This is a genomic window from Dactylosporangium siamense (genome assembly GCF_016862795.1).
In the GTDB taxonomy this organism is placed as follows: Bacteria; Actinomycetota; Actinomycetes; order Mycobacteriales; family Micromonosporaceae; genus Dactylosporangium; species Dactylosporangium siamense.
Map to the genome: position 1 here is coordinate 52,208 of NZ_BONQ01000138.1, position 22,739 is coordinate 74,946.

At 72.0% G+C, this 22,739-nt stretch carries 18 protein-coding genes; 9 read left to right on the top strand and 9 right to left on the bottom strand.

Annotation, left to right across the window (positions count from 1 at the left end; genetic code table 11):
• Positions 1-502: 502 nt before the first annotated feature.
• Together Dsi01nite_RS44015 and Dsi01nite_RS44020 are read left to right on the top strand one after the other, a co-directional pair.
• A complete protein-coding gene (locus tag Dsi01nite_RS44015) occupies positions 503-4,435 on the top strand; it encodes a CHAT domain-containing protein (protein ID WP_203852398.1) in 3,933 nt (1,310 codons plus the stop codon).
• Between the two features lie 469 nt (positions 4,436-4,904).
• Positions 4,905-5,633, top strand: a complete 729-nt coding sequence (locus Dsi01nite_RS44020; RefSeq protein WP_203852399.1) for a class I SAM-dependent methyltransferase — start codon at positions 4,905-4,907, stop codon at positions 5,631-5,633.
• 94 nt (positions 5,634-5,727) lie between these two features.
• Here the strand turns inward: Dsi01nite_RS44020 and Dsi01nite_RS44025 are convergent, their stop codons facing one another.
• Both Dsi01nite_RS44025 and Dsi01nite_RS44030 read right to left on the bottom strand, forming a co-directional pair.
• A complete protein-coding gene (locus tag Dsi01nite_RS44025) occupies positions 5,728-6,120 on the bottom strand; it encodes an MmyB family transcriptional regulator (protein WP_275423462.1) in 393 nt (130 codons plus the stop codon).
• Positions 6,121-6,185: 65 nt separating this feature from the next.
• Complete coding sequence (locus Dsi01nite_RS44030) at positions 6,186-6,518, bottom strand: helix-turn-helix domain-containing protein (RefSeq protein WP_239136618.1); 333 nt, start codon at positions 6,516-6,518, stop codon at positions 6,186-6,188.
• Between the two features lie 52 nt (positions 6,519-6,570).
• Between Dsi01nite_RS44030 and Dsi01nite_RS58545 the strand changes: the two genes are divergently transcribed.
• Complete coding sequence (locus Dsi01nite_RS58545; RefSeq protein WP_275423463.1) at positions 6,571-6,699, top strand: hypothetical protein; 129 nt, start codon at positions 6,571-6,573, stop codon at positions 6,697-6,699.
• A gap of 21 nt (positions 6,700-6,720) precedes the next feature.
• Here the strand turns inward: Dsi01nite_RS58545 and Dsi01nite_RS44035 are convergent, their stop codons facing one another.
• Together Dsi01nite_RS44035 and Dsi01nite_RS44040 are read right to left on the bottom strand one after the other, a co-directional pair.
• Positions 6,721-7,314, bottom strand: coding sequence for a hypothetical protein (locus Dsi01nite_RS44035; RefSeq protein WP_203852402.1), 594 nt, complete (start codon positions 7,312-7,314; stop codon positions 6,721-6,723).
• Between the two features lie 103 nt (positions 7,315-7,417).
• Positions 7,418-8,821, bottom strand: a complete 1,404-nt coding sequence (locus Dsi01nite_RS44040; protein ID WP_239136619.1) for a dihydroorotase — start codon at positions 8,819-8,821, stop codon at positions 7,418-7,420.
• A 94-nt stretch (positions 8,822-8,915) separates the two neighbouring features.
• Here Dsi01nite_RS44040 and Dsi01nite_RS44045 point away from each other — a divergent pair, with 94 nt between their 5' ends.
• The 3 genes from Dsi01nite_RS44045 to Dsi01nite_RS44055 are packed head-to-tail and all read left to right on the top strand — an operon-like array spanning position 8,916 to position 12,273.
• On the top strand, positions 8,916-10,112 hold the full coding sequence (locus Dsi01nite_RS44045) for a CaiB/BaiF CoA transferase family protein (protein ID WP_239136620.1): 1,197 nt from the start codon (positions 8,916-8,918) through the stop codon (positions 10,110-10,112).
• Complete coding sequence (locus Dsi01nite_RS44050; protein WP_203852404.1) at positions 10,112-10,894, top strand: cyclase family protein; 783 nt, start codon at positions 10,112-10,114, stop codon at positions 10,892-10,894. Before Dsi01nite_RS44045 ends, Dsi01nite_RS44050 begins: the two co-directional genes overlap by 1 nt.
• Positions 10,891-12,273, top strand: coding sequence for an MmgE/PrpD family protein (locus Dsi01nite_RS44055; RefSeq protein ID WP_203852405.1), 1,383 nt, complete (start codon positions 10,891-10,893; stop codon positions 12,271-12,273). Before Dsi01nite_RS44050 ends, Dsi01nite_RS44055 begins: the two co-directional genes overlap by 4 nt.
• An 11-nt stretch (positions 12,274-12,284) precedes the next feature.
• On the opposite strand, the gene Dsi01nite_RS44060 is transcribed toward Dsi01nite_RS44055, so the two are convergent.
• From Dsi01nite_RS44060 to Dsi01nite_RS44080, 5 genes are all read right to left on the bottom strand, one after another.
• The gene (locus tag Dsi01nite_RS44060) at positions 12,285-15,104 is read right to left on the bottom strand and encodes a tetratricopeptide repeat protein (RefSeq protein WP_203852406.1); all 2,820 of its coding nucleotides are present in this window, start codon (positions 15,102-15,104) and stop codon (positions 12,285-12,287) included.
• 333 nt (positions 15,105-15,437) lie between these two features.
• The gene (locus Dsi01nite_RS44065) at positions 15,438-15,986 is read right to left on the bottom strand and encodes a hypothetical protein (protein WP_203852407.1); all 549 of its coding nucleotides are present in this window, start codon (positions 15,984-15,986) and stop codon (positions 15,438-15,440) included.
• A gap of 57 nt (positions 15,987-16,043) precedes the next feature.
• Entirely contained in the window at positions 16,044-16,880 is an 837-nt protein-coding gene (locus Dsi01nite_RS44070; protein ID WP_203852408.1) for a DUF4437 domain-containing protein, read from the bottom strand.
• The gene (locus Dsi01nite_RS44075) at positions 16,877-18,358 is read right to left on the bottom strand and encodes a class I adenylate-forming enzyme family protein (RefSeq protein WP_203852409.1); all 1,482 of its coding nucleotides are present in this window, start codon (positions 18,356-18,358) and stop codon (positions 16,877-16,879) included. The genes Dsi01nite_RS44070 and Dsi01nite_RS44075 overlap by 4 nt, the downstream gene beginning before the upstream one ends.
• A 31-nt stretch (positions 18,359-18,389) precedes the next feature.
• A complete protein-coding gene (locus Dsi01nite_RS44080; protein ID WP_203852410.1) occupies positions 18,390-19,292 on the bottom strand; it encodes a hydroxymethylglutaryl-CoA lyase in 903 nt (300 codons plus the stop codon).
• A 57-nt stretch (positions 19,293-19,349) separates the two neighbouring features.
• Here Dsi01nite_RS44080 and Dsi01nite_RS44085 point away from each other — a divergent pair, with 57 nt between their 5' ends.
• The 3 genes from Dsi01nite_RS44085 to Dsi01nite_RS44095 all read left to right on the top strand — a co-directional run.
• Positions 19,350-20,543 carry a CaiB/BaiF CoA transferase family protein gene (locus Dsi01nite_RS44085; protein WP_203852411.1) on the top strand — a complete coding sequence of 398 codons (1,194 nt, stop codon included), beginning with the start codon at positions 19,350-19,352 and terminating at the stop codon, positions 20,541-20,543.
• Positions 20,543-21,175 (top strand): isochorismatase family protein, encoded by a 633-nt coding sequence (locus tag Dsi01nite_RS44090; protein ID WP_203852412.1) that lies wholly within the window; start codon positions 20,543-20,545, stop codon positions 21,173-21,175. The genes Dsi01nite_RS44085 and Dsi01nite_RS44090 overlap by 1 nt, the downstream gene beginning before the upstream one ends.
• A 63-nt stretch (positions 21,176-21,238) precedes the next feature.
• Positions 21,239-22,739: acyltransferase family protein (locus tag Dsi01nite_RS44095; protein ID WP_203852413.1), on the top strand; the 1,501-nt coding region annotated here is incomplete at its 3' end.

Genomic DNA, 22,739 nt, shown 5'->3' on the forward strand with positions numbered 1-22,739 from the left:
GACAGCCTTTCCTACTCACGGCGCCTGGTCATGGTCCGGTCGTAGACCCCGCAGCGGGGTTCATGACCAGCGGCATCAGGTTCTGCGCGCCGTGAGCACGGCACGGTCGGCGCGACAGCGGGACATCCATACGCCCCGGTGACCGCTACCGGGTCCAGGCGCAGGTCGTCGAGGATGGTTGGTTCGCCACGGCGGACACTTTCGGCCAATGCGGCGTTGAGCGGAATATGGTGCGCTGCGAGCGCTTCGTCCACCGGGGTTCCGGCGCGGATCGCTATCAGCGCACCGTTCAGTTTGTGTGCCCATCGGTGATAGCCGGAATTCGTGGTCAACTCCGACATGTACCTGCAAAGCCAGCCAGTCGAAGGATTCTCGCTTTCTTGTTCTGCGTCCAATGGCCGATCGTCCCTCCGGATGAGCCTTGCGGCGCTTGGAAAGTTGAACCAGGAGCGGCAATGTCGTCATTCTAGGCTCCGCCCCCAACGCATCAATCGGAGTGTTGATGTCGATCGAGGAACACCTGGCGCTGGTGGTCCGCCGTCTCCGCGCCTACGAGGACGGCGACAGTCAGCCGGTGCTTGACCCGATGGCGCTGGACGAGGCCAATGACCTCCTCCAGCTTGCCTTCACCGCGCAGGGGGTGCGGGTTGACGCTGTGCGCGCGGTCGGATGGCTGCGTTGGCGTCGCTACCAGGCGCTCCCCGAAGGCCTTGATGACGGTGAGCTCGAGGCGGCGGTCGCGTTGTTCAAGGTGGTCGGCGCCGTCGATCCGGGCGGCGTCCCTGGCCGGCTGCTGCCGCTCATCCTTCCGGGCGGGCAACCGGAGATCGATCCGGACGAGCGGCTGCTGCGCGAGGCGATGGAGTCGCTCCGGCGCGGTTTGAGCGGTGATGACGCGGCTGCGCTCGCCCGTGCGATCGAGCTGTTTTCCGACATCGCCGTCCGGCTTCCCGACCACCCCGCGCGTGCGGGCATTCTCTCCAACCTCGGGATAGCGCTGCAAACACGATACGAGCGCGACGGAGCATTGTCCGACCTCGACGCGGCGCTGGCCGCGGTGCGCGAAGCCGTCGATTCCGCCCCGGTCGAAGACCCGGCAATGCTGTCCAATCTCGGTAACATCCTGCGGATCAGGGCGACGCGCACCCACGAGGTGCGCGATCTCGACGACGCGATCGTGGCAGGGCGGCGATCCGTCGACGTGGCGCCGATCGGCAGCGAGGACGTCTCCAAGTATGTGTTCAATCTGAGTCTCACCTGGTTCGTGCGGTTCGACCTCACCAGCGATGGGGACGACCTCGACACCGCGATCGCCACGGGGCGGGCGGCGCTCGCCGGGACATCCGTGGATCATCCCCGGCGGGGGGCACGGCTGGTGAAGCTGCAGGAGATGCTGCGCCGCCGGTTCGAACACGCACATCAGCTGGAGGACCTGGACATGGCTGCCGCCGCGGCCGAAGAGGCCGCCGGCGCCATGGCGACCGACGATCCGGACCGGGCGATGATGCTCGCCGACCTGGCCGAATTGTTGCGGGTGCGGCTGACCTTCGATCAGGCGGATGTCGATCGCGACGCGACGGTGGCCGCGATCCAGGCCGCGGTCAGCGCCGCCCCCGCCGGCCGCGATCAGGGCCAGTTGCTGTCCCGCCTCGGCGACACGTTGCGGGCCCGATTCGGGCGGACCCGTGAGCCGGCCGACCTCGACGCGGCGGTAGCCGTCGGGCGGCAGGCAGCCGATGCCGGCACCGCGAGCGGTCCGGACCGGGCGCGGCCGCTGCTCACCCTCGCCGAATCCCTGCACGCCAGGTTCCGGCACGCGGGCGACACGGACGACCTCGACGCGGCGGTTCAGGCCGGCCGTCAGGCGTTCGACCTCTGCCCGCCAGGGGACGCCATGCGTGCCCTCATCGTCGTCCACCTCGCAGTCATGCTGGAAGCCCGATACCTGGTGCGGGAGGGCCCAGCCGACCTCGATGAGGCGATCGCCGCCGCGCAGCTGGCGGTCGCCACAACCGCCGAGAGTGTGCCGCGGACGGAGTTGCGCTTCCGCCTGGGCGTCATGCAGTACCAGCGCTTCCTCCTGCAGGGCGACCCGGCCGACCTGGACGCCGCCGTCGGCGCGATCCGCACCGCGACGGCTGCCACGCAGATCGACGACGTCGAACTTCTCGGCCGCTTGACCGGCCTGGCCAGTGCCCTGCACGCACGCTTCCAGCACTTCGGCGCATTGAGCGATCTTGACGCGGCGCTCAAAGCGCTGCGCCAGGCGGTCGAAGTGAGTCCCAGCGACCATCCGGATCGGGGCCTGCTCGATCACACCATCAGCATCTGCCTCCGGAGCAGGTTTCTGCGGCTGGGCTACCCACCTGACCTCGACCTCGCGATCGATGCCGGAACGCGGGCCGTCGACGCCGGTGCGAGTAGCCCTGACAACGCGGCGGTACGGTTGTCCAATCTCGGGCTCGCGCTGCGAACCCGATTCGAACGGGCCGGTGACGCGGCCGATCTCGAGGCGGCGATCACGATGGCGCGGCGAGCCGCGGACGCCAGTCCCGCGCACGGACCGCAGCGAGCCGTGTATCTTTCCCAGCTCGGCAACGCACTGATGATGCGCTGTGAGCGGATGGACGATCCTGACGCCGGCGATGCGGGGATCGTCGCCCTGCGTGAGTCCCTCAGGTGCACGCCGGACCACGACCCCAAGAGGCCGGCCTTCATCAACAATCTCGGGGTCGCGCTCCAGGTGAGGGGCCGGCGAACGGGCGAGGCGAGCGACCTGGCCGAGGCGCTGCAAGGATGGTCGCTTGTCGCGCGGTTGGAGGACGCCGCACCGATGGACCGCCTTCGCGCGGCACGCGCGTGGACGATTGCCACGGCCGGGGCCGACGGGCCTCAGGCAGCGCTGGAGATGTTTCAGACGGCGATGACACAGTTGCCGTTGCTGACGGGCCGGCAAGCGCCACGCCTCGATCAGCACCAGGTGCTCCAGGCAGACGCCTTGTCCCTGGCTCGCGACGCTGCGGCCGGCGCGATCGCCGCCGGTCGGCCCGAACTGGCGGTGTCGTGGTTGGAGCAGGGCCGCGGGGTGTACTGGTCGCAACTGCTGGATGCGCGCACGGACCTGACAGCGCTGCGCCGCGCCGCGCCAGACTTGGCCGACCAGTTCGAAGACGTCCTCGGGCAACTCGAGGTCGCCACCGAATCCAACCCCGGCCACGAGGCGCAATCAGCCGTGGGTGAGGACAGGCGACGGGCCGGAGCCCGGCTCAGCGCCCTTATCGACCAGATCCGGGCGTTGCCACCGAATGACCTGTTCCCCGAGCCGGACCTGTTCCTCAGGCCGCCGCCCATGCACAAGCTGCTACCTCAAGCGGACGACGACGTCGTGGCCATGGTCAACTTGAGCCGGTGGCGGTGCGACGCTCTCATTCTGCGTGCGGACGGTGTGACGGTCCTGCCGTTGCAGATCTCCGAGCCGGAGGTGATTGCCGAGGCCGTCCGCTTCGTCGGGGCGCTGCACGACTTCGACGCGTCTGCTCAGACAGCGGTTGACCGTGTCGCCCTCGAAATGGCGATCACAGCGACGCTCGAATGGTTGTGGGACAACATCGCCGCGCCAATCCTTGACGGCGCGGGCATCACCGGCGAGCCCGAGGGGCGCAGTCCTCGCCTGTGGTGGTGCCCCACGGGGCAGCTCACCGTCCTGCCGCTGCACGCGGCCGGCTACCACCACACCCGCCAGACCGTGTATGACCGGGTCGTCTCGTCGTACACCCCGACGCTGCGGGCGCTCTCCCACGCCCGCAGCCTTCGGCCTTCCACCAATCCTCACCAGATCCTGATCCTCGCGTTGCCTGACACACCGGACGCCAGTCCGTTGCCCGGTGCCGCCGATGAACATCGGTTCCTGACCACCCTGTTCCCGCCCGAACGGCGCACGGTGTTGACCGGGATGGCCGCGAGCCGCGACTCGATCATTGATGCCATCTCCCGGCACCGGGTGGCGCACCTCGCCTGCCACGCGATCCAGTTCCCGCTCCATCCGATGGGCGGCGGACTGCGGCCCTACGACTGGGACACCGCGGGGTTGGTGACCGTGGCCGATCTCGCCACCACCCGGCGCGGCGGCGATCTGGCGTTCCTCTCGGCCTGCCAGACGGCAGCCGGCGGCGTCACCAATCTTGACGAGGCGGGCAGCATCGCAGCTGCCATGCAGCATGCGGGCTGGCGCCATGTGATCGGCACGCTGTGGTCCGTCTGGGACGAGCCCGCCGGCCTGGTCACGCGGGCCGTCTACCCGAAGCTGATCAACGCCGACGGTGACCTCGATCCCGCCGGTGCCCCCGACGCGCTGCACCAGGTCATCCGTGACCTGCGCACCGCCACCCCCGACACACCGAGCGTCTGGGCCCCGTTCATCCACATCGGGCCCTGACCATCGCCGTGACCCGGCCGGGTTCCTGTGACGTCCGACCGATGAGCTGCCACCAGCGTTCGTCGAACAGCTTCCGCCAGGAGCCGGTGGCTGCCGTCATCGACCGGGCCAGGGGCCGTCGACGGCGAGGGTGGGCGGCCGTGGCGCGGTTCGGCGCCCTCCGAGGTGCCGGTGAGGTCGGCGCCGACCGGGCGGGCGGCGAAGTCCTGGAGGACGTCGATCGAGTACGCGAGGTCTGACCGGCACCGCGGGCGCCGGTCACCCTGATCGGGGTGCCGGGGAGCGAGCCGCGGGCCGGCCGGGGCGCCGGTCGGGTGGTCGGCGATGCGCAGCGGGTCGCCGGCGGGGAAGTGGTCGGCGAACCCCCTCGCCGCGGCCCGTCTCGACGCCATCGCGCGGCATTCGCGCACATCGTCACGACGGGCGTGTCCCGCCGGGCTCATCCTTTGCTGCCTGAGACACTCGGACGGTGACGGCAGACGAGGTCCGTGCGGTCCGCTCGCGGCTCCGGCGGGACGGCCCCCCTCGCACCCGCGGCCCGGAGCTGGACTTCCAGACGGTCACCCTCCCCGAACGCGACTGCGACCTGCTGCGCGACGTGCTCATCGCGGAGGGCGTCGAGACCGTCGTCGAGGTCGGCCTCGCCTATGGCAGCTCCGCCCTCGCGATCGGCGAGGCCCTGCTCACCGTCGGCGCGCCGCGCCCCCGGCACGTCATCGTGGATCCGTTCCAGCGCGACGCGTACGCCGACGTCGGCTGGGACCTGCTGGTCGAGGCCGGCCTCGACGGGATCGCCGAGCTCGTCGCGACCCCGTCGTCGCTGGCCCTGGCCGACCTCGTGGCCGCCGGGACCGTCGCCGACGCGGCCTTCGTCGACGGCAGCCACCGGTTCCACGAGGTGTTCGTCGACCTGTACTTCCTGCGCAAACTCGTCCGCCCCGGCGGCCTGATCGTCCTCGACGACGACTGGACCCCGTCCGTGCGGACCGCCCTGCGCTACTACGAGCGCAACCTGGGCCTGACCCCCGTCCCCTCCGCGTTCGCCGCCGGGACGCTCGGCCGGATCGGTGCCGACCCCGCCGCGCCGGAGGTGCCCAGGTGCCGGGCGGTGCGCCTGCCCGACCCGTCGTTCGAGCCGCCGTTCACGACGTTCGAGCCGTTCTGGGACGACGGCCGTGCGCAACTTCCGACCGGCTGACCACCCGCCACATTGCAAGGGCCGCGCCGCAGCGGCATCAGTCGATTGCTGCGCCGGTGACGAGACCCGAGGTGCTGCGTCGCATCCGACACCGCTAACCGGCGTAGACGGCCCGGGCGAGCAGGTGCAGGGCGGCGGCCGACGGTGAGCCGGGCTCGGCGGTGAACGTCAGCAGCTGGTCCGACGCGTCTGGGTGGAGCACCTCCTGGTGCAGCGTCATCCGGCCGACGACGGGGTGCCGGAACTCGCGGACCGCCGGCTCGCACTCCTCGACGGCGTGATCGGCCCACAGCGCCGCGAACCGGGAGCTGCGCACGCACAGGTCGCCGACCATCTCGGCGAGCTTCGGGTCCTCGGCGTGCCGGGCGGCGAGCATCCGCAGGTACGCCACGGACTCGCGGGTCTTCTCCGGCCAGTGCACGTACAACTCCCGCATGTGCGCGTCCAGGAACAGCATGCGCACCTTTGTTCGGCCGCTGATCACCATCAACCGCGCCGTAGTCGACGTGGCCGGCCAGGAACGCGTGCCCGAGCCGGTTCCACGCCAGGAAGTCACCCGAACCGGCCGAGGACGACCGCCGGCACCTCCGTCATCGCGTCGAGCAGGCGGCGCACCCCCGGGCGGGCGGTCTCGACCGGCGGCGCGGGCGGGGCGGCCGGCGCCGGGCCGCGGGCGAGGGTGAACAGGTGCTTGCGTTCCTGGTCGCTCAGCCGCAACGCCCGGGCCAGGGCGGCGAGCACCTCGTCGGACGCGTTGCCGCGCTGCCCCTGCTCGAGGCGGATGTAGTAGGACACGCTCACCCCGGCGAGCTGCGCCAGCTCCTCGCGGCGCAGCCCGGCCACGGCCACCTCCGGCCTGCCCGACGGCGAGCAGGGCCTGGCCATCGGCCTCAGCACCCTGACCCAGCAGGTCGCCCTCACCGTCGGCATCCCGGTGATGAGCGCGGTCGCCGCGGCCGGACCGACCCTGCTGTCCGGCATCCGCCTCGCCCTGCTCGTCGACGGCGCGGTCACCCTGGTGGGCGCCCTCGCCATCCACTACGGCCTGCGCCGGACGGTCGGCTGACCCGACCCGGGCCGGGCGGGCTCAGCGGGGCAGCTCGGCGGACGCCGCGAGCAGCGGCACGCCCGGCCCGGGCACGTCGAGGACCACGCCGCCGCCACGCGGTTCGAGGTGCCCCACGACCACCATGACGGCGACGCGCTCCGGCGCGGACCAGAGCTTCGGCCAGGTGAACGCGGGGCACAGCGTCCGGGTCCCGACGGCGGCCTCCACCGGTGCCCCCGGCCTGACCTCGAACCCGGTCCCCGGCTCCGCGATGGTCTGCGGCGAGAGGTCTCCGGGCTGGTTGAGCATCGGGCCGCCGCCGACGATGACGCTTTCCTTGAGGTACAGCACCTCGACCGGCGGGATTTCGACCCGCAGCTCGGTGGTGGCGGTGAACCGCAGCGTCACCTCGGGGGCGGTGTCGGCGGAGACGCGCCGCACCGACGCGATCGCCACCGTCAGCGCGTCCCGGGTGCCGGCCAGGTCGTCGGCCCAGACGCCACGCCCGCAGACGAACAGCGGATCCCGGCCGGCCGCGACGGAGGGCGACGGCACCGGGGCCGGCCGCGACCGGTGGGTGCAGCCGGCCAGGCCGAGCACGACCACGACCGGCACCAGCCAACCTGCCCGCATCCCACGAACCTACGGCGTGGCCGACCGGCCCGTTGTCCCGCCCGGGTGGCGGTGGTGGAGTGCGGCTGACCAGGGCTGGGCTCGGTCACGTCAGCGGGGCAGGTCAGCGGGGCAGGAAGGTGCCGCTGGGTTCGCCGACGACGGCGCCGTCGCGGAAGACGACCCGGCCGCGCAGGACCGTCGCCACCGGCCAGCCGCGGACCTTGCGGCCGGCGAACGGGCAGTGGTCCTGGCCGGACAGCAGCAGGTCGGTGGTGACCTCCTGCTCGAGGTCCGGGTCGACGACGGTGAGGTCGGCGTCCTGCCCGACGAGCAGCGATCCCTTGCGCGGCCACAGTCCGTAGGCGCGGGCCGGGTTGGCCGAGACGAGCTCCGCGACCCGGTGCGGGGCGAGGCCGCGCTTGTGCATGCCCTCGCTGAGCAGCACCGGGTAGAGCAGGCCGGTGCCGCCGAAGCCGGGCAGGGCCGGCCACAGCTCGTCGCCCTTGTGCTCCTCCAGGCAGCAGGCGTGGTCGGAGGCGACCCAGTCGACCTTGCCGGACAGCACCCCGGCCCAGAGCGCCTCGCTGTCGGCGGCGCTGCGGATCGGCGGGTTCACCTTGGCGCCCAGGCCGGACAGCTCGTCGTAGTTGAGGCACAGGTGGTGCAGCGTCACCTCGGTGCGCAGGTCGAGGTCGGGGCGGGCCAGGCGGGCCTCGGTCGCGGCGGCGAGGGCCTCGCCGCTGGACAGGTGCAGCAGGTTGATCGGGCAGGCGGTCGCCGCGGCGAGGGTGGTGGCCTCACCGATCGCGACCCGTTCGGTGAGCGGTGGCCGGGCGTCGGAATACGCCTTCAGCGTCTGCGGGTCACCGGCGGCGCGGACCCGTTCGATGAACAGCCGCATCAGCTCGGCCTGCTCGCAGTGCAGCGACAGGGAGATCCGGCGGCCGGTGTCGCGGGCGGCGGCGGAGACGGCCTCCATGATCTGGTACAGGTGGCCCAGGTCGTACTCGTCGCTCATCGTGAACGCCTTCGCGTCGCGCGAGTCGGCGGACAGGTTGAAGCCCTTGTAGAACATGTAGTACTTGAACGAGCTGATCCCGTGCCGGTCCACGAGCGCCGGGACCTCGCCGACCTGACGGGTGTCCATGGGCGCGAGGTGGAAGCCGAAGTCGGTCCACGAGCGGCCGGACACGGCGTCGAGCACCTCGGGCAGGATGTCCTCGTACGCACCGGTCTTGTTCAGGTAGTGCTGCCCGGTCCGGAAGTACGACAGCACGGTGGTGGCGCCGCCGACGAGGGAGGACCGGGTCTCCTCGGTCGCGTCGACCTCCAGGGGCCGGTAGATGCCCAGGTGGTAGTGCGCGTCCACGCCGCCGGGGAAGACGAGTCTGCCGGCGGCGTCGAGGACCTCGTCGGCCTCACCCGGAGGAAGGTCCTCCCCGATCGCAGCGATCCGCCCGTCCCGCGTGGCCAGGTCCGCCCGGACCTCACCCACGTACGGCAGGACCAGGGTCCCGTTCTTCACCAGCAAGTCGTACCGCGACACATGAGCCCCTTTCAGCGTTTCCCTCAATGTAACGGGGTTTCCATTTTGACGATAGTGCCGTTAGGCTCTGCTGGTGGAACTGCAGCCCGCCTTAGCAGGGATCACCGTCGTGGACGTGTCCACCCTGTTCGCCGGCCCCCTGGCCGCCACCATCCTGGGGGACTTCGGCGCCGACGTGATCAAGATCGAGCATCCCGCCAAAGGTGACCCGTCCCGCGGCCACGGCCCCGCCAAGAACGGCGTGCCGCTGTGGTGGACGCTGCTCGGGCGGAACAAGCGCTGCGTCACCCTCAACCTGTCCCGTCCCGCCGGCGCCGAGCTGCTCAAACGCCTCCTGGCCGGCGCCGACGTCCTGATCGAGAACTTCCGGCCCGGCACCCTGGAGCGCTGGGGCCTCGGGCCCGATGTGCTGCTGGAGCTCAACCCGCGCCTGGTCGTCGCGAGGGTCACCGCGTTCGGCCAGTTCGGCCCGTACGCGTCGCGGCCCGGCTTCGGCACCCTCGCCGAGGCGATGAGCGGGTTCGCGGCCATCACCGGACAGCCCGACGGGCCACCGACGCTGCCACCGTTCGGGCTCGCCGACGGCATCGCCGCCATCGCCACCGCGCAGGCCGTCACCACGGCCCTGCTCGCGCGGCACGCGACAGGTTCCGGGCAGGTGATCGATCTGGCCATCATCGAACCCATCCTGACCCTTCTGGGCATGCAGCCGATGGTGTACGACCAGCTCGGGACCGTTCAGGGCAGAACCGGGAACCGGAGCGTCAACAACGCGCCCCGCAACACGTACCGCAGCCGCGACGGGAAGTGGCTCGCCGTGTCGACGTCCGCCCAGGCCGTGGCGGAGCGGGTGCTGCGCCTCGTCGGGCATCCGGAGGTGCTCGACGAGCCGTGGTTCGCCGCCGGCGCCACCCGCGCGCAGCACGCCGACCTGCTCGACACCTATGTCGGGGACTGGATCGCGGCCCGCGACGCCGCCGACGTCATCGTCGCGTTCGAGGCCGCGGAGGCCGCCATCGCCCCGATCCACGACATCGCCGACGTGTTCACCGACCCGCAGTACGCCGCGCTCGGCACCCTGCGCGCCGTCGAGGACCCGGCCCTGGGCCCGGTCCGCATGCAGAACGTGCTGTACCGGATGTCCGCCACCCCGGGCGACATCAAGTGGACCGGACCGGCCCTCGGCGCCCACAACGACGAGATCTACCGCGACCGGCTCGGCCTCACCACCGACGACCTCGACCAGCTGCACGCCGACGGGGTGCTGTGATGGACTTCCTCGCCGGTTCGCGGGTGCTGGACCTGGCGCAGCCGATGCGCCGGGGCATGCCGCAGTCGCCGAACCACCCGCCGTTCCGGATGGCCCTGGAGCGCCGCCACGGCGACCTGGTCCGCCCCGACGGCGGTTCGGCCGCGAACGAGCTCATCGTCACCGGCGGCCACGTCGGCACCCACGTCGACGCCCTCGCGCACGTCTCGCAGGACGGCGTCCTGCACGGCGGGGTCGACGCCTCCTCCGTCCAGTCCCACCTCGGGTTCAGCTCCCACGGCATCGAGTCGTTCGAGGTCTACGTCGGCCGTGCCGCCGTGCTCGACGTCGCCCGCGTCCACGGGGTGCCGGTGCTGCCCGCCGGCTACGAGATCACGGCCGAGGACCTCGACGCCTGCGACGTCGCCGTGCACCCCGGCGACGCCGTGCTGATCGGCACCGGCTGGTCCCGCCGCTGGGACGAGCACGACGCCTTCATCGGCCAGCGCGACGGCACCCCCGGCCCCGGCGTCGCCGCCGGTGCCTGGCTCGCCGGCCGCGGGGTGCGGGTCGTCGGGGGCGAGACGATCGCCTTCGAACACATCCCGGCCGGGCGCGGGCATGCCGTGCTACCCGTACACCGGATGCTCCTGGTCGAACGGGGCATCCACATCGTGGAGACGATGCGGCTGCACCCGCTGCTGGACACCGGCGCCCGCGAGTGCCTCCTGGTGCTCAACCCGCTGCCGATTGTCGGCGCGACCGGCGCTCCCGTCCGCCCGCTCGCGATCCTCCCGTCATGACGGCCGTCGAACAGCTCGCCGCCTTCGCCGTCGGCTGCCGTGCTTCGGTGCCCGCCGCGGTCCGCGCCGACGTGCCCGCCAGGGTCCTCGACATCCTCGGGCTCGCCCTCGCCGCGCACGGGGACCCGGACGCCGACGCCGCCCCCGCGGTGCTGCGGTCGGTACGCCGCTGGGGCGGCACCCCCGAGGCGACCGTCATCGGCACCGGCGACCGGCTTCCCGCCCCGGCCGCCGCACTCGTCAACGGCACCCTGGCGCACTCCCTCGACTTCGACGACACCCACCTGCCGTCGGTGCTGCACCCGTCCGCGTCCGTCGTCCCGGCCGCCCTCGCCACCGCCGAGGCCACCGGCGCCTCCGGCGCGGCGCTCCTCGCGGCCGTCGCCGCCGGGGTCGAGCTCACCAACCGGCTCGGCATGGCCGCCTACGACCCGGCGATCGCCAACTCCATCTTCTTCGAACGCGGCCTGCACGCGACCTCGATCTGCGGCGCCATCGGCTCCGCCGCCGCCTCCGCCCTGCTGCTCGGCCTCGACGCACCCGGCGTCGCCTCCGCGATGGGGGTCGCGGCGAGCATGGGCGCCGGCCTGATCGAGGCGAACCGCACCGGCGGCACCGTCAAGAAGGTCCACTGCGGCTGGGCCGCCCACGCCGGGGTCTCCGCCGCCTACCTCGCCGCCGACGGGCTCACCGGCCCGCCGACCGTGCTCGAAGGCCGGTTCGGCTTCTTCACCGCGTACACCGGCGGCCGCTGCGACGACGACGCGCTCCTGGGCGGCCTCGGCACCCGCTGGGAGCTGCTGCGCACCGCGTTCAAACCCTACCCGTCCAACCACTTCACCCACCCCGGCATCGACTGCGCCCTCGCCCTGCGCGCCGCCGGCCTCGACCCGTCCACCGTGGACTGGATCGAGCTCGGCGTGCCCGGCCCGACGCTGCGGACGATCGCCGAACCCGTCGCGGAGAAGGTCCGCCCCCGCAGCACGTACCACGGCAAGTTCTCCGGGCCGTACACGGTGGCGACCGCCCTGCTCGGCGGCGGCGGCCTCGGCGTCGGCCTCGATGACTTCACCGGCCCCCTGGACCCCGACCGGCTCGCCCTCGCGGCGAAGGTCCGCTGCGTGCCGGACGAGCGGGCCACCCGGATCTTCCCGCACGCCTTCGCCGCCGTGCTGCGCGTGTCCACCGCCGGCACCGTTGTCGAGCACCGGGTCGACGCCTCCCTCGGCAGCGCCGAGGCGCCGCTGTCCGCCGCGGACCTGGCCCGCAAGTTCCACTTCAACGCCGCCCGCGCCCTGCCTCCCGCGGCCGCGGACGGGCTCGCGGCCCGGACCACCGCCCTGGCCGACCTGCCGGACATGCACACCCTGCTGCCGTAGCCGGCGTCCGGCTACGCGAAATTGGCAAGCCAACGCTGGGCGTTGGCGAGCTCGCGCCGGTGCACGTCATACGGCTTGCGGATGGTCAAGGCCCGCAGCTGAGCGACCGCGCCTTGCGCAGCCGACCTGGCTTCCGCAACGTTGCCATGCTCCAGCCAGGCGTTGCTCAACGCGAGCATCGCATTGGCGTACCAGCGTTGGTTGGCGTCGGGATCGGCGCGGGACAGCTCTTGCCAGAGGTCGGCGGCCTGCCGCCCGACCCGCACCGCCTCGTCGACCTGTCCGGCGCGCCGCAACACGGTGCCAAGACCCTTGAGCCCCAGGGCATACCAGCGTTGGTTGGCGTCGGGATCGGCACGGGACAGCTCTTGCCAGAGGTCGACGGCCTGCCGGCTGACCCGCACCGCCTCCTCGATCTGCCCGGCGTCGCTCAGCGCGGAACCATGGTCCTGGAGCGCGCCGGCGAACTGGTCCTGAAAGCCAGGGTTCAGTTGGCAAAGTTCCTGCCAGAGGTCGACGGCCTGCCGGCTGACCCGCACCGCCTCCTCGACCTGCCCGGCGTCACCCAACGCAGCGCTCAGGATTCTCAGCGCGGCGGCGTAGGTACGCCCGTTGGCATCTGGATCGGCACCGTACAGGTCCTGCCAGAGGTCGGCGGCCTGCCGGCTGACCCGCACCGCCTCCTCGACCTGCCCGGCCTCACTCAACGTATTCCCGAACGAGTTCAGCGCGTCGGCATACAGGCGCCGGTTGGCGTCAGGATCGGTATCGGACAGTTGCTGCCAGAGGTCGACGGCCTGCCGGCCGACCCGCACTGCCTCCTCGGTCTGTCCGGCCTCACGCAGCGCGGAGCCGAAGAGCTTCAACGCGTCGGCGTGCCAGCGTGCGTTGACATCGGGATCGGTGTGCGACAGGTCCTGCCAGAGTGCAACGGCCTGCCGCCAAACCTGCACCGCTTCTTCGGTGTGCCCGGCGTCTCGCAGTGCGGCGGCGAGCGCTCCGAACGCTTGAGCGCACAAGCGCCGGTTCGCGTCAGGGTCGACACGTGACAGGTCCTGACAGATGTCGACAGCCTGCCTTCCCAGACTCACTGCCTCCGCGTACCGAGCGGAGAGCCGGTAGAGGGCGGCCAGGGTTCTCAAGGCCGCGACGAGTTCGTGCCGGTGTCGCGGGTCGAGTTGGCTGCAATCGCGCCAGAGCTCCACGGCGCGTTCAGCGTGGTGCTGTGCCGTCAATGTCTCGTCAGCCCAGCGCAACGCGTTGGCGAGGTCGTGTTGCCGACGTGCCTCGTCGACGGCGGTGAGCGCGGGCTGGTCCAGTCGACGGCGAGTCACCGCCACGATGGTGCGCAGCAGGGTTGCCGTACTTTCCGCGTTCGGTAGGGCGCGCCACAACTCGTCGACGAGACCGCTGGGAAGGGCCAGCTGGTCGACACAGTCGGCGATGATCTGGTCCAAGAGGAGGGTCCCGGAGGTGATCTGGATCGCGACCGGCAGGGCAACGTCAGGTTGCCGGCGCAGGATCTGCCCGAGCCGCCGCGAGGCCCAGGGGTGCGTCGGTGCCGCGGTGCCGAGCAAGACGAGAATCCGGGCCATGCGGTGGTCCGGGATGTCGGCAAGCAGTTGCTCGGTGAACGCATCGTCCCGCGCGATCTCGGTGAAGATGAGCCGCTCGGCGAGTTGTTGCGGCTCGATGGTCGACAGCCACTGAGGGGGGACGCCCGGATACATGGCGTGCAGCCACTCGGCGACCCGGTGGCGGCGCTCCCGGTCGGTGCCGTGCAGATCGGGGATGCGGCGCAGGAGTTCGATGGCGTCAGCTTCGTCCTTGGCACCGAGCAGCGCGGCGCAGGCGACGGTCTGCCGCTGCGTGTCCGGAAGCAGACCGGCGTCGTACCGGTCCGCGGCGGCGAGCCAGACCTGCGCCTCGTGATCCACGAGCTCCTTCCACACGGTCTCGTCGGCATCGACGGGCCGAGCCGAGCGGCGCTGCTGGGCGCGCAGGACGGCGACGAGCGCGGCGGCGTGCAACATCGCGATCGGGGCATCCGGGGCGGCGGTCCCGAGCTGCGGCGGCCGCTGGAACCGGACGTCGAAGTGGTGCGCCAGCGCGTCGATGGCCTTGCCGAACAACTGCTGCTGAGCGTGCGCACTGCCGCCGAGCGACAGGAGCGGCAGATGGCCGACCCGACGCAACCACGGCGCCTGTTGCTGGTTGGCGACGCTCTGCCGCAGTTGCTGCCACCATTGCCCATCTGTGGCCGTGCGGGCCAGCAGCAGCACCCGCACGGACGGTCCTGCCGACGCCAACGCGGCGAACATCGGCACCAGGTCGAGGCGCGTATCGGCCTGGTCCAGCACGACGAGCGCCGGCCGGCGCAGCGCATCGGCGGCCTGCACCGCGGCCGCGGCGCAGCCGGGGTAGGCCGCGCCGGTGACCCAGGGCGTCGGCTCGATGGCAAGTTCCGTGGCGAGCTGGACCGCCAGCCGGGTCTTGCCGATGCCGGCCGGACCGCTCACGACATGCACCGGCGCCGCCGCCGGATCTGTGCACCAGTCCAGGAGCGTCCGCAGCTCGACCCGGCGCAGTCGGAACCGCACCAGTGCGCGGCGGGCATCAAGAACGCCGGCGGTCACCGGACCGGTGCCGACCTCGACGTCGACGTTCGCTGCCCAGGGCCATACATCGACCATCTGCGTCCACGCCGACCATCGCTGCTGACCATGCTGCCGGCGTGCCGTGACCGCCGGCCAGATGAACGGCGCCACCAGCGACGCGCTCGCCGAAAGGCCGCCTGACGTCACCACCAGCCAGCCCGGGGCCTGCAACACCGTGGCCACCCCCGCGCCAGCGGCAGCCAGGCCAGCCAAGGCGACACCCGTCGTGAACCACCACACACCCGACCATCGGCGCCGCGCGGCACTCCACCACGTGTCCCACAACTCAGCTGCTGACCGCGACCCCACCTCACCATCGTGGCAATCACAGTTACGTTCGCCGATCCGCCGATCTGTTCGCAAACCCGCCTGTAGCGTGGGTCTCCTGCCGACGACCAGACCGCCGGCGTGGACGAGTGGACCGTCCGGTCCGGCTCCTCGTCCGACCCGGCAGGCCCGGCCGTGCGGTTCGACCCGCGCCGAGTTCGCCCGCGTGTGAAAGCCAGCCTACGAGGAGGCAGGGGCCGGTTCGTCGCAGCTGCGGCAGCGGTCCCGGTCGGACCAGTCCCGCTGCTGGACGACGGAGGGTGTCAGGCCGCGCTCGCCGAGGTCGGCGCGGACCGCCAGCCGGAACTGCCACATGGTCTCCGAGTGCCGGTGGTAGGCCGTGTGGTACGCCTCGGACGTCAGCGCGGCGCCGGACCGGACGGCGTTGCGGACGTCGATCAGGGCGTGGAACGCCACCTCGGCGGCCGTGACGAGGGCCGGGGTGCCCGACATGAGGATGTGTTCGCGGGCCGCGTACAGGCCCGAGTCGCCGACCGCCGAGGTGGTGTCGCGGGCGAGGGTCTGTGGATCGGCGCCGGACCTGGCGGCGTCGCGCAGGGCGTTGAGGGCGCCGCCGAGGGCCAGGACGAAGTCGACCGACGCCTGGCGTCGCGAGGCCTGCCGCTCACGGAAAGCCTGCCGGCGGTCGCGGCGCACCTCCACCAGCAGGCTGCCCGACAGGGCGAGCGCCGCGCCGACCGCCGCGCTCACCAGCGCTGCCCACGTCATCGCCACATGATGGCACGATCTGGCCGCGTCCAAGGGGCGCGGCCAGATCGACGGGCGTCACATGCCGTCGCCGGACCAGGCGCCGCGGGAGCGGGAGCGGACCGGCAGCGTGGAGATGACCGGGGCCTCGTGGGTGTGGTAGTTCTCGGCGGTGCCGCCCCACTTGACCCACTCGTCGGTGGTGTACCAGTTCACCAGCTCGCCGTCGGAGCGGATGATCCAGTCGATCTCGGTCTCGGCGATGAAGTGGCCGTGCTTCACGCCGGCGGGACGGAAGCAGTAGGTGCCCTCGTCGATGTCGCCGAAGTTGTACGCCATCTTCCCGCTGAGCGTGTAGAACTCCTCGTAGCACGGGTGGTGGGCGAGGCGGTGGTCGCTCCAGCCCTTGGGGGCCCGGATCAGCCGGGTGTAGAAGCCGGTCTTCGGGTCGCGGTGCAGCAGCTTGATGTAGAGCGGCGTCAGCGGGCCGACGGTCGGCGCCGCGACCCACTCCATCTTCGACGGGTCGATCAGCGAGGGCGAACCCTCGGAGCGGCGCGGGCCGTCGGGGTCGAAGCCGGCGTCGCCGTACTCGCGCCAGTGCAGGACGTGGCTGCCTTCCCGGATCTTGATCCAGTCCATCGGGACGCCCTTGGGCACCTGCAGGTAGCCGCCGGGTCCGACCTCGGTGCCGCCGTACACCAGCGAACCCGACACCACGTAGAACTCGGTGTCGGCGTGCGCCACGCCGGGGCCGCGGCCCCAGTCGGCGGGGAACTGCAGGGACAGCGACGACGAGCCGTCCTCCTCGTCGGTGGACAGGCGCCGTTCGAGGGCCTTGCCCTCGCCGAACGGCAGTTCGGCCTCGTGCCAGATGTAGTCGTTCTCGTGGATCAGTTCGACGTGCGCCCTCAACCCGTGCTCCTCAGCTCTCGTTTCAGCACTTTGCCAGCCGCGTTGCGGGGGAGTGCCGCGATCGGTCGGATCTCCTTCGGCACCTTGTGCCCGGCGAGCCGGGCCCGCAGGTGCGCACGCAGCGCGTCGGGGTCCCATGGGACGCCCGGCCGCACCACGACGTATGCGACGACCTTCTCGCCCCAGCGGTCGTCTGCGAGCCCGATGACCGCGGCCTCCACCACCGCCGGGTGCGCGGCCAGGGCCTCCTCGACGTCGCGGGGGTAGACGTTCACGCCGCCGGTGATGATCAGGTCCTTCTTGCGGTCGACGATGGTGATGTACCCCTCGTCGTCGACCACGACCACGTCACCGCTGGTGAGGTAACCGTCCGGGGTGGTGCACTCCGCGGTCGCCGAAGGGTTGGCGAGGTAGCCGTTCATCAGGAACGGCGACCGGCTGAACAGTTCCCCGGGGGTGCCGGGCGGCACGGGAACACCGTCGTCGTCGACGACCCGGATCTCGGTCATGAACCAGGGGTGGCCCACGGAGCCGGCCTTGCGGCGGGCGTCGCCGGGCCGCAGGTTGCTGATCACGCCCGCCTCCGTGGAGCCGTACAACTCGTGCACGCCGACACCGGGGAACGCCTCGAGGACCCATTCCTTGAGCGCGACCGGCAGCGCGGCGGCGTTGAAGTAGAGCGTGTCGAGGCTGCTCAGGTCGTGCCCGGTCAGCCCGAGCTCGCGCAGCCCGACGGCGTGCGTGGGCACCAGGAACACCGACTGCAGCCGGTCGCGCCGCACCATCGTCAGTAGCTGGCCGGGATCCCAGGCGCGCAGCATCGACACGGTCCCGCCGGTGAACACCGCCGCGTAGGCGAACGCGAACCCGGCGCCGTGATACATCGGCGCGACGGCGACGGTGCGCCGGCCCGGGCCGAGGCCCCACTCCAGGGCGGTGCAGTAGAAGGTCAGGCATCGTGAGCGGTGGCTGATGAGCACACCCTTGGGCGCGCCCGTCGTGCCGGAGGTGTACGCGATGCAGAACGGCTCGTGTTCCCCCACCGGGATCCGCGGGTCGCTCGCGGCCGCCCCGGCGAGCAGTGCCTCGTAGTCCGGGCCGAGCCGGACGGCGAGGCCGACGTCCACGGCCCGGTCCTCCAGCAGCGGGTCCAGGATCAGGGCCCGCGCGCCCGAGTGCCCGGCGATGTACGCGGTGTCCGCCATGGTCTGCCGCGGGTTCAGCGGCACCATCGGCAGCCCCGCCTTGGCCAGGCCGGCGGCGATCTCGCAGTACTCCAGGCGGTTGCCGGCCAGCACGGCGACCGGGTCGCCGGGTCGCAGGCCGGCGGCGAGCAGCGCGTTCGCCAGGCGGCTCGCGCGCTCGTCCAGGGCCGCGTAGGTGAGCCGGCGGTCGCCGTCGATCACGGCGACCGCGCCGGGGGTGGCGCGGGCGAACTCCCGCACGCCGTTGGCGATGTTCAGCTGAGCGCCAGTCACGGCGTAATGGAAACACCGTTTCCATTCTGAATCAACGGGTGGCCGGTGGAAATGTCGCGGTGCGGCCCAGCAGTGCGGGCGTGGCGATGCCGAGCCGCTCGCCGATCCAGGTCCCGGTGCCGGCGAGGGCGGGCAGATCCAGGCCGGTGTGCACGCCCATGCCCTGCAGCAGGTACGTGAGATCCTCGGTCGCGATGTTCCCGGTCGCCGCCGGGGCGAACGGGCAGCCGCCGATCCCGCCGATGCTGGCGTCCAGGGTCCGCACCCCCGCCTCGAGCGCGGCGACGGCGTTGGCATAGCCGGTGTTGCGGGTGTTGTGGAAGTGCGCCCGCAGCGGCACGTCCGCGTCCAGCTCGCGCAGTGCCGCGACGAGCGCGCGGACCTGGGTCGGCACGCCGACGCCGATCGTGTCGGCGATCGCGATCTCGCGCGGGCGGCTGCGCAGGGCGCTCGCGGCGATCGCCTGGACCCGGCTCACCGGGACCTCGCCGGTGAACGGGCAGCCGAACGCGGCCGCGATCGTCAGCGAGGCTTGTTTGCGGTGCGCCGCCGCGGTCTCGGCGATGTCGTGCCAAACGTCCAGGGCCTCCTCGGTGCTGGTGCCCTGGTTGCGGCGGGAGAACTCGTCGGAGGCGACCACGACCACGTTGACCTCGTCGACCCCGGCGTTCAACGCCCGCTCCAGGCCGCGCCGGTTGAGCACCAGGCCGATGTAGGTGACGCCGTCGCGGCGGGGTACCGCGGCCATCACCGCCTCCGCGTCGGCCATCTGCGGCACCCGGCCCGGGTGGACGAACGCGGTCGCCTCCATCCGGCGGATGCCGGCGTCCAGGGCCCGCGTGATGTAGTCGACCTTGACCTCGGTCGGCAGCAGGACCTTCTCGTTCTGCAGGCCGTCGCGCGGGCCGACCTCGACGATCTCAACACCGGTCATCGCCGACCTCCGGTTCCTCTAGCGAAACATCGTTTCCAAACCGTACACTCCCGAACCATGGTTGGTCCGCTGTCTGACATCCGTGTCCTGGAGACCGGGACGCTGCTCGCCGGTCCGTTCGCCGGACAGCTGCTCGGCGACTTCGGCGCCGAGGTCATCAAACTCGAAGACCCCGGCAAGGGCGACCCGATGCGGGAGTGGGGTCGCGAGAAGCCGCACGGGCAGTCGCTGTGGTGGCCGGTCGTCGCGCGGAACAAGAAGTCGGTGACCTGCAACCTGCGCACCCCGGCCGGGCAGGACCTGGTGCGGCGCCTCGTCGCGTCGGCCGACGTCCTGGTGGAGAACTTCCGGCCCGGCACCCTGGAGCGCTGGGGGCTCGGATACGAGGAGCTGTCCGCCATCAACCCGCGGCTCGTCCTCGTCCGCGTCACCGGCTACGGGCAGACCGGCCCCTACGCCCCGCGGGCCGGGTTCGGCTCGATCGGCGAGGCGATGGGCGGCATCCGGCACGTCACCGGCGAGCCCGACCGCCCGTCCAGCCGCGTCGGGGTCTCCCTCGGCGACGCGCTCGCCGGCACCATGGCCGCCTACGGCGCCGTGATGGCCGTGCACGCCCGCACGAGGACGGGCCGCGGCCAGGTCGTCGACTCCGCCATCTACGAGGCCGTGCTCACCTACATGGAGTCGCTGCTGCCGGAATGGGTGGTCGCCGGGTACCAGCGGGAACGCACCGGTGCGATCCTGCCCAACGTCGCGCCCAGCAACGCGTACCCCACCGCCGACGGGATCGACATCCTCATCGCCGGCAACCGAGACACCGTCTTCGCCCGCCTGTGCGAGGTGATGGGCCGGCCCGGCCTGGCCGGCGACCCCCGCTACGCGACGCACGGCGCCCGCGGCGCGCACCAGCAGGAGCTCGACGACCTCATCGCGGCCTGGACCGCGACCCTGCCCGCCGAGGAGATCCTCGCCCTGCTGCACGCCGCCGGGGTGCCGGCCGGCAAGATCTACCGCCCCGCCGACATGCTCGACGACCCGCACTTCGTCGCCCGTAAGTCCATTGTGGACGTCCCGCACCCCGACTTCGGTGCCCTGCCCATGCAGGCCCCGGCACCCCGCCTGTCGGACACCCCGGGCGAGATCCGCTGGGCCGGACCCGCGCTCGGGCAGCACAACGCCGAGGTGTACGGCGGCCTGCTCGGCCTGTCCGCCGACGACCTCGACAAGCTCCGCGCGGACGGCGTGGTCTGATGTCTGGATTAGGGGACGACTATCTCAGTGCTGGTTTCTCCCGCCGGCTCGGCTGGGGTTCTCGTCCGGCGCTGCTGCTGGTCGACCCCGTGATGGCGTACCTCGCGCCGGACTCACCGCTGTTCTGCGACACCGCGGACGGCGCCCTGTCCGCGATGGCGTCGTTGCTCGGTGCCGCCAGGGCCGCGGGGCATCCGGTCGCGTTCACTGCCGTCGGGTTCGCCGACGAGACGTGTGCCGAGGCGCCGCTGTTCGCCACGAAGGTCCCCGGCCTGCGGGTCTTCGCCGACGGCTCGCCGCTCGCCGCGCTCCCGCCACAGCTGTCGCCGGCGCCCGGGGAGCTCGTGATCCGCAAGCACTACGCGAGCGCGTTCGCCGGGACGGCCCTCGCCGCCTGGCTGACCGCCGGCCGGGTCGACACCGTCGTCATCGGTGGATACTCCACGTCCGGCTGCGTGCGGGCCAGCGCCGTCGACGCGCTCCAGGCCGGGTTCCGCCCGATGGTGGTGCGGGAGGCGTGCGCCGACCGGGCCCCCGGCCCGCACACCGCGAACCTGTTCGACCTGGACGCCAAGTATGCCGACGTCGTCGATCTGGCTGAAGCGGCCGCGCGACTTGTCGTTCGCGAGTGAGAGTCGATGTGAGGTGCTCCCGGACCGCCCTTGCCGGCCCGTGGGGTTCGTTAGACAACGGGGGTGGACCGTAACAGCCGGCTACCGTCGCTCACTGGACTGCGCTGGGCAGCCGCGCTCGTCGTCTTCGGCCAGCACCTCCTGGAGCAGTACTACAACCCGCAGCTCGTCGCGGCGAAACCCGTCAGGTCCGTGGTCTGGGCCGCGCTCACCCACGGCGGCGGGCTCGGCGTCTCGTTCTTCTTCGTCCTGTCCGGCTTCGTCCTGGCCTGGTCGGCGCGGCCGGGCGAGCGCGCCGGCACGTTCTGGTGGCGCCGCTTCAGCAAGGTGTATCCGGCGACCCTGGTCACCACCGTCGTCGCGGCGTTTCTCATCGGCGGCGCCGGCCCGCTGCAACTGGCCACCCACCTCACACTGACCCAGAGCTGGGTGCCGCGCCGCGACGTCTACACCGCGCTCAACCTGGTCAGCTGGTCACTGTCCTGCGAGGCGTTCTTCTACCTGTGCTTCCCGCTGCTGCTGGCCGGGATGCGCCGCCTCGGCCCGTCCGGGCTGTGGGCGATCGCGGTCATGATGGTCGAGTGCGTCGCCGCGGTCGGCGCGAACCTCGTCCCGGCGTCACACTCCACCGCCGCCTACGTCGGCTACGTCCTGCCGCCGGTCCGCATGGCCGAATTCACGCTCGGCATCGCCGTGGCCCTGCTGGTGCGCACCGGCTCGTGGCGCGGCCCCGGCCTGCGCTGGTCCCTCGCGCTGCTGCCACCGGCGATGATCGCGGGACTGTTCACGCCGTACCCCCTCAACGAGCACGCCGTCACGCTCATCCCGGTGACCCTGATCGTGGCCGCCGCCGCCCGGGCCGACCTGCGGGGCCAGCGCACCCTGTGGTCCCGCCCGCTGGCGGTGTATCTGGGGGAGCTGTCCTTCGCGTTCTACCTGGTGCACTTCCTGGTCATCACCGCCTTCGACCGCTACGGGCTCCTGCCGCACCAGGCCGGCCCGGCCCAGGCCCTCGCGGCGACGGCGTCGGTGCTGTGGTTCAGCCTGATCGCCGCGATGGTGGTCTACCACGGGGTGGAACTGCCCGCGCTGCGCCTGATGCGCCGCAAACCGGCCACCCCCGCGGTGGGGCGCGGCAAGCACCGGTTCATGCTGACGTCGGCGCCGGCACCTCGGGTCGTCGCGTCGGTCCCGATGCCCCGCCAGGCCCTGGCGTCGACGTCCGCACCGGACGACACCGCCACGGACCCGGGCCACACCACGCCGGCCCCGCACGTCCCGGTGCCGGAACCCCGCCGCGCACCCACCGCCTCGAAACCGCGCCGGGACGTTCCCGCACAACGCCGCGCGGTCCCGAACCCCTTCGTGCCGAACCCGAACCCCTTCGTGCCGGTCCCGAACCCCTTCGTGCCGAACCCGAACCCCTTCGTGCCGGACCCGAACCCCTTCGTGCCGGACCCGGACCCCTTCGTGCCGGACCCGGATCCCTTCGTGCCGGACCCGGATCCCGCGGTGCCGGACCTGGACCGCGCAGTGCCAGAGCCGGGTTACGCCGTGCCTGGTC

What these genes read in the sequence shown, in the direction of transcription:
- Dsi01nite_RS44015 (WP_203852398.1), top strand. Translation starts at nt 503, where the DNA reads ATGTCGATCGAGGAACACCTGGCGCTGGTGGTCCGCCGTCTCCGCGCC.
- Dsi01nite_RS44025 (WP_275423462.1), bottom strand. Translation starts at nt 6,120, where the DNA reads ATGGTGATCAGCGGCCGAACAAAGGTGCGCATGCTGTTCCTGGACGCG.
- Dsi01nite_RS44030 (WP_239136618.1), bottom strand. Translation starts at nt 6,518, where the DNA reads ATGGCCAGGCCCTGCTCGCCGTCGGGCAGGCCGGAGGTGGCCGTGGCC.
- Dsi01nite_RS58545 (WP_275423463.1), top strand. Translation starts at nt 6,571, where the DNA reads ATGAGCGCGGTCGCCGCGGCCGGACCGACCCTGCTGTCCGGCATCCGC.
- Dsi01nite_RS44035 (WP_203852402.1), bottom strand. Translation starts at nt 7,314, where the DNA reads ATGCGGGCAGGTTGGCTGGTGCCGGTCGTGGTCGTGCTCGGCCTGGCC.
- Dsi01nite_RS44050 (WP_203852404.1), top strand. Translation starts at nt 10,112, where the DNA reads ATGGACTTCCTCGCCGGTTCGCGGGTGCTGGACCTGGCGCAGCCGATG.
- Dsi01nite_RS44055 (WP_203852405.1), top strand. Translation starts at nt 10,891, where the DNA reads ATGACGGCCGTCGAACAGCTCGCCGCCTTCGCCGTCGGCTGCCGTGCT.
- Dsi01nite_RS44065 (WP_203852407.1), bottom strand. Translation starts at nt 15,986, where the DNA reads ATGACGTGGGCAGCGCTGGTGAGCGCGGCGGTCGGCGCGGCGCTCGCC.
- Dsi01nite_RS44080 (WP_203852410.1), bottom strand. Translation starts at nt 19,292, where the DNA reads ATGACCGGTGTTGAGATCGTCGAGGTCGGCCCGCGCGACGGCCTGCAG.
- Dsi01nite_RS44085 (WP_203852411.1), top strand. Translation starts at nt 19,350, where the DNA reads ATGGTTGGTCCGCTGTCTGACATCCGTGTCCTGGAGACCGGGACGCTG.
- Dsi01nite_RS44090 (WP_203852412.1), top strand. Translation starts at nt 20,543, where the DNA reads ATGTCTGGATTAGGGGACGACTATCTCAGTGCTGGTTTCTCCCGCCGG.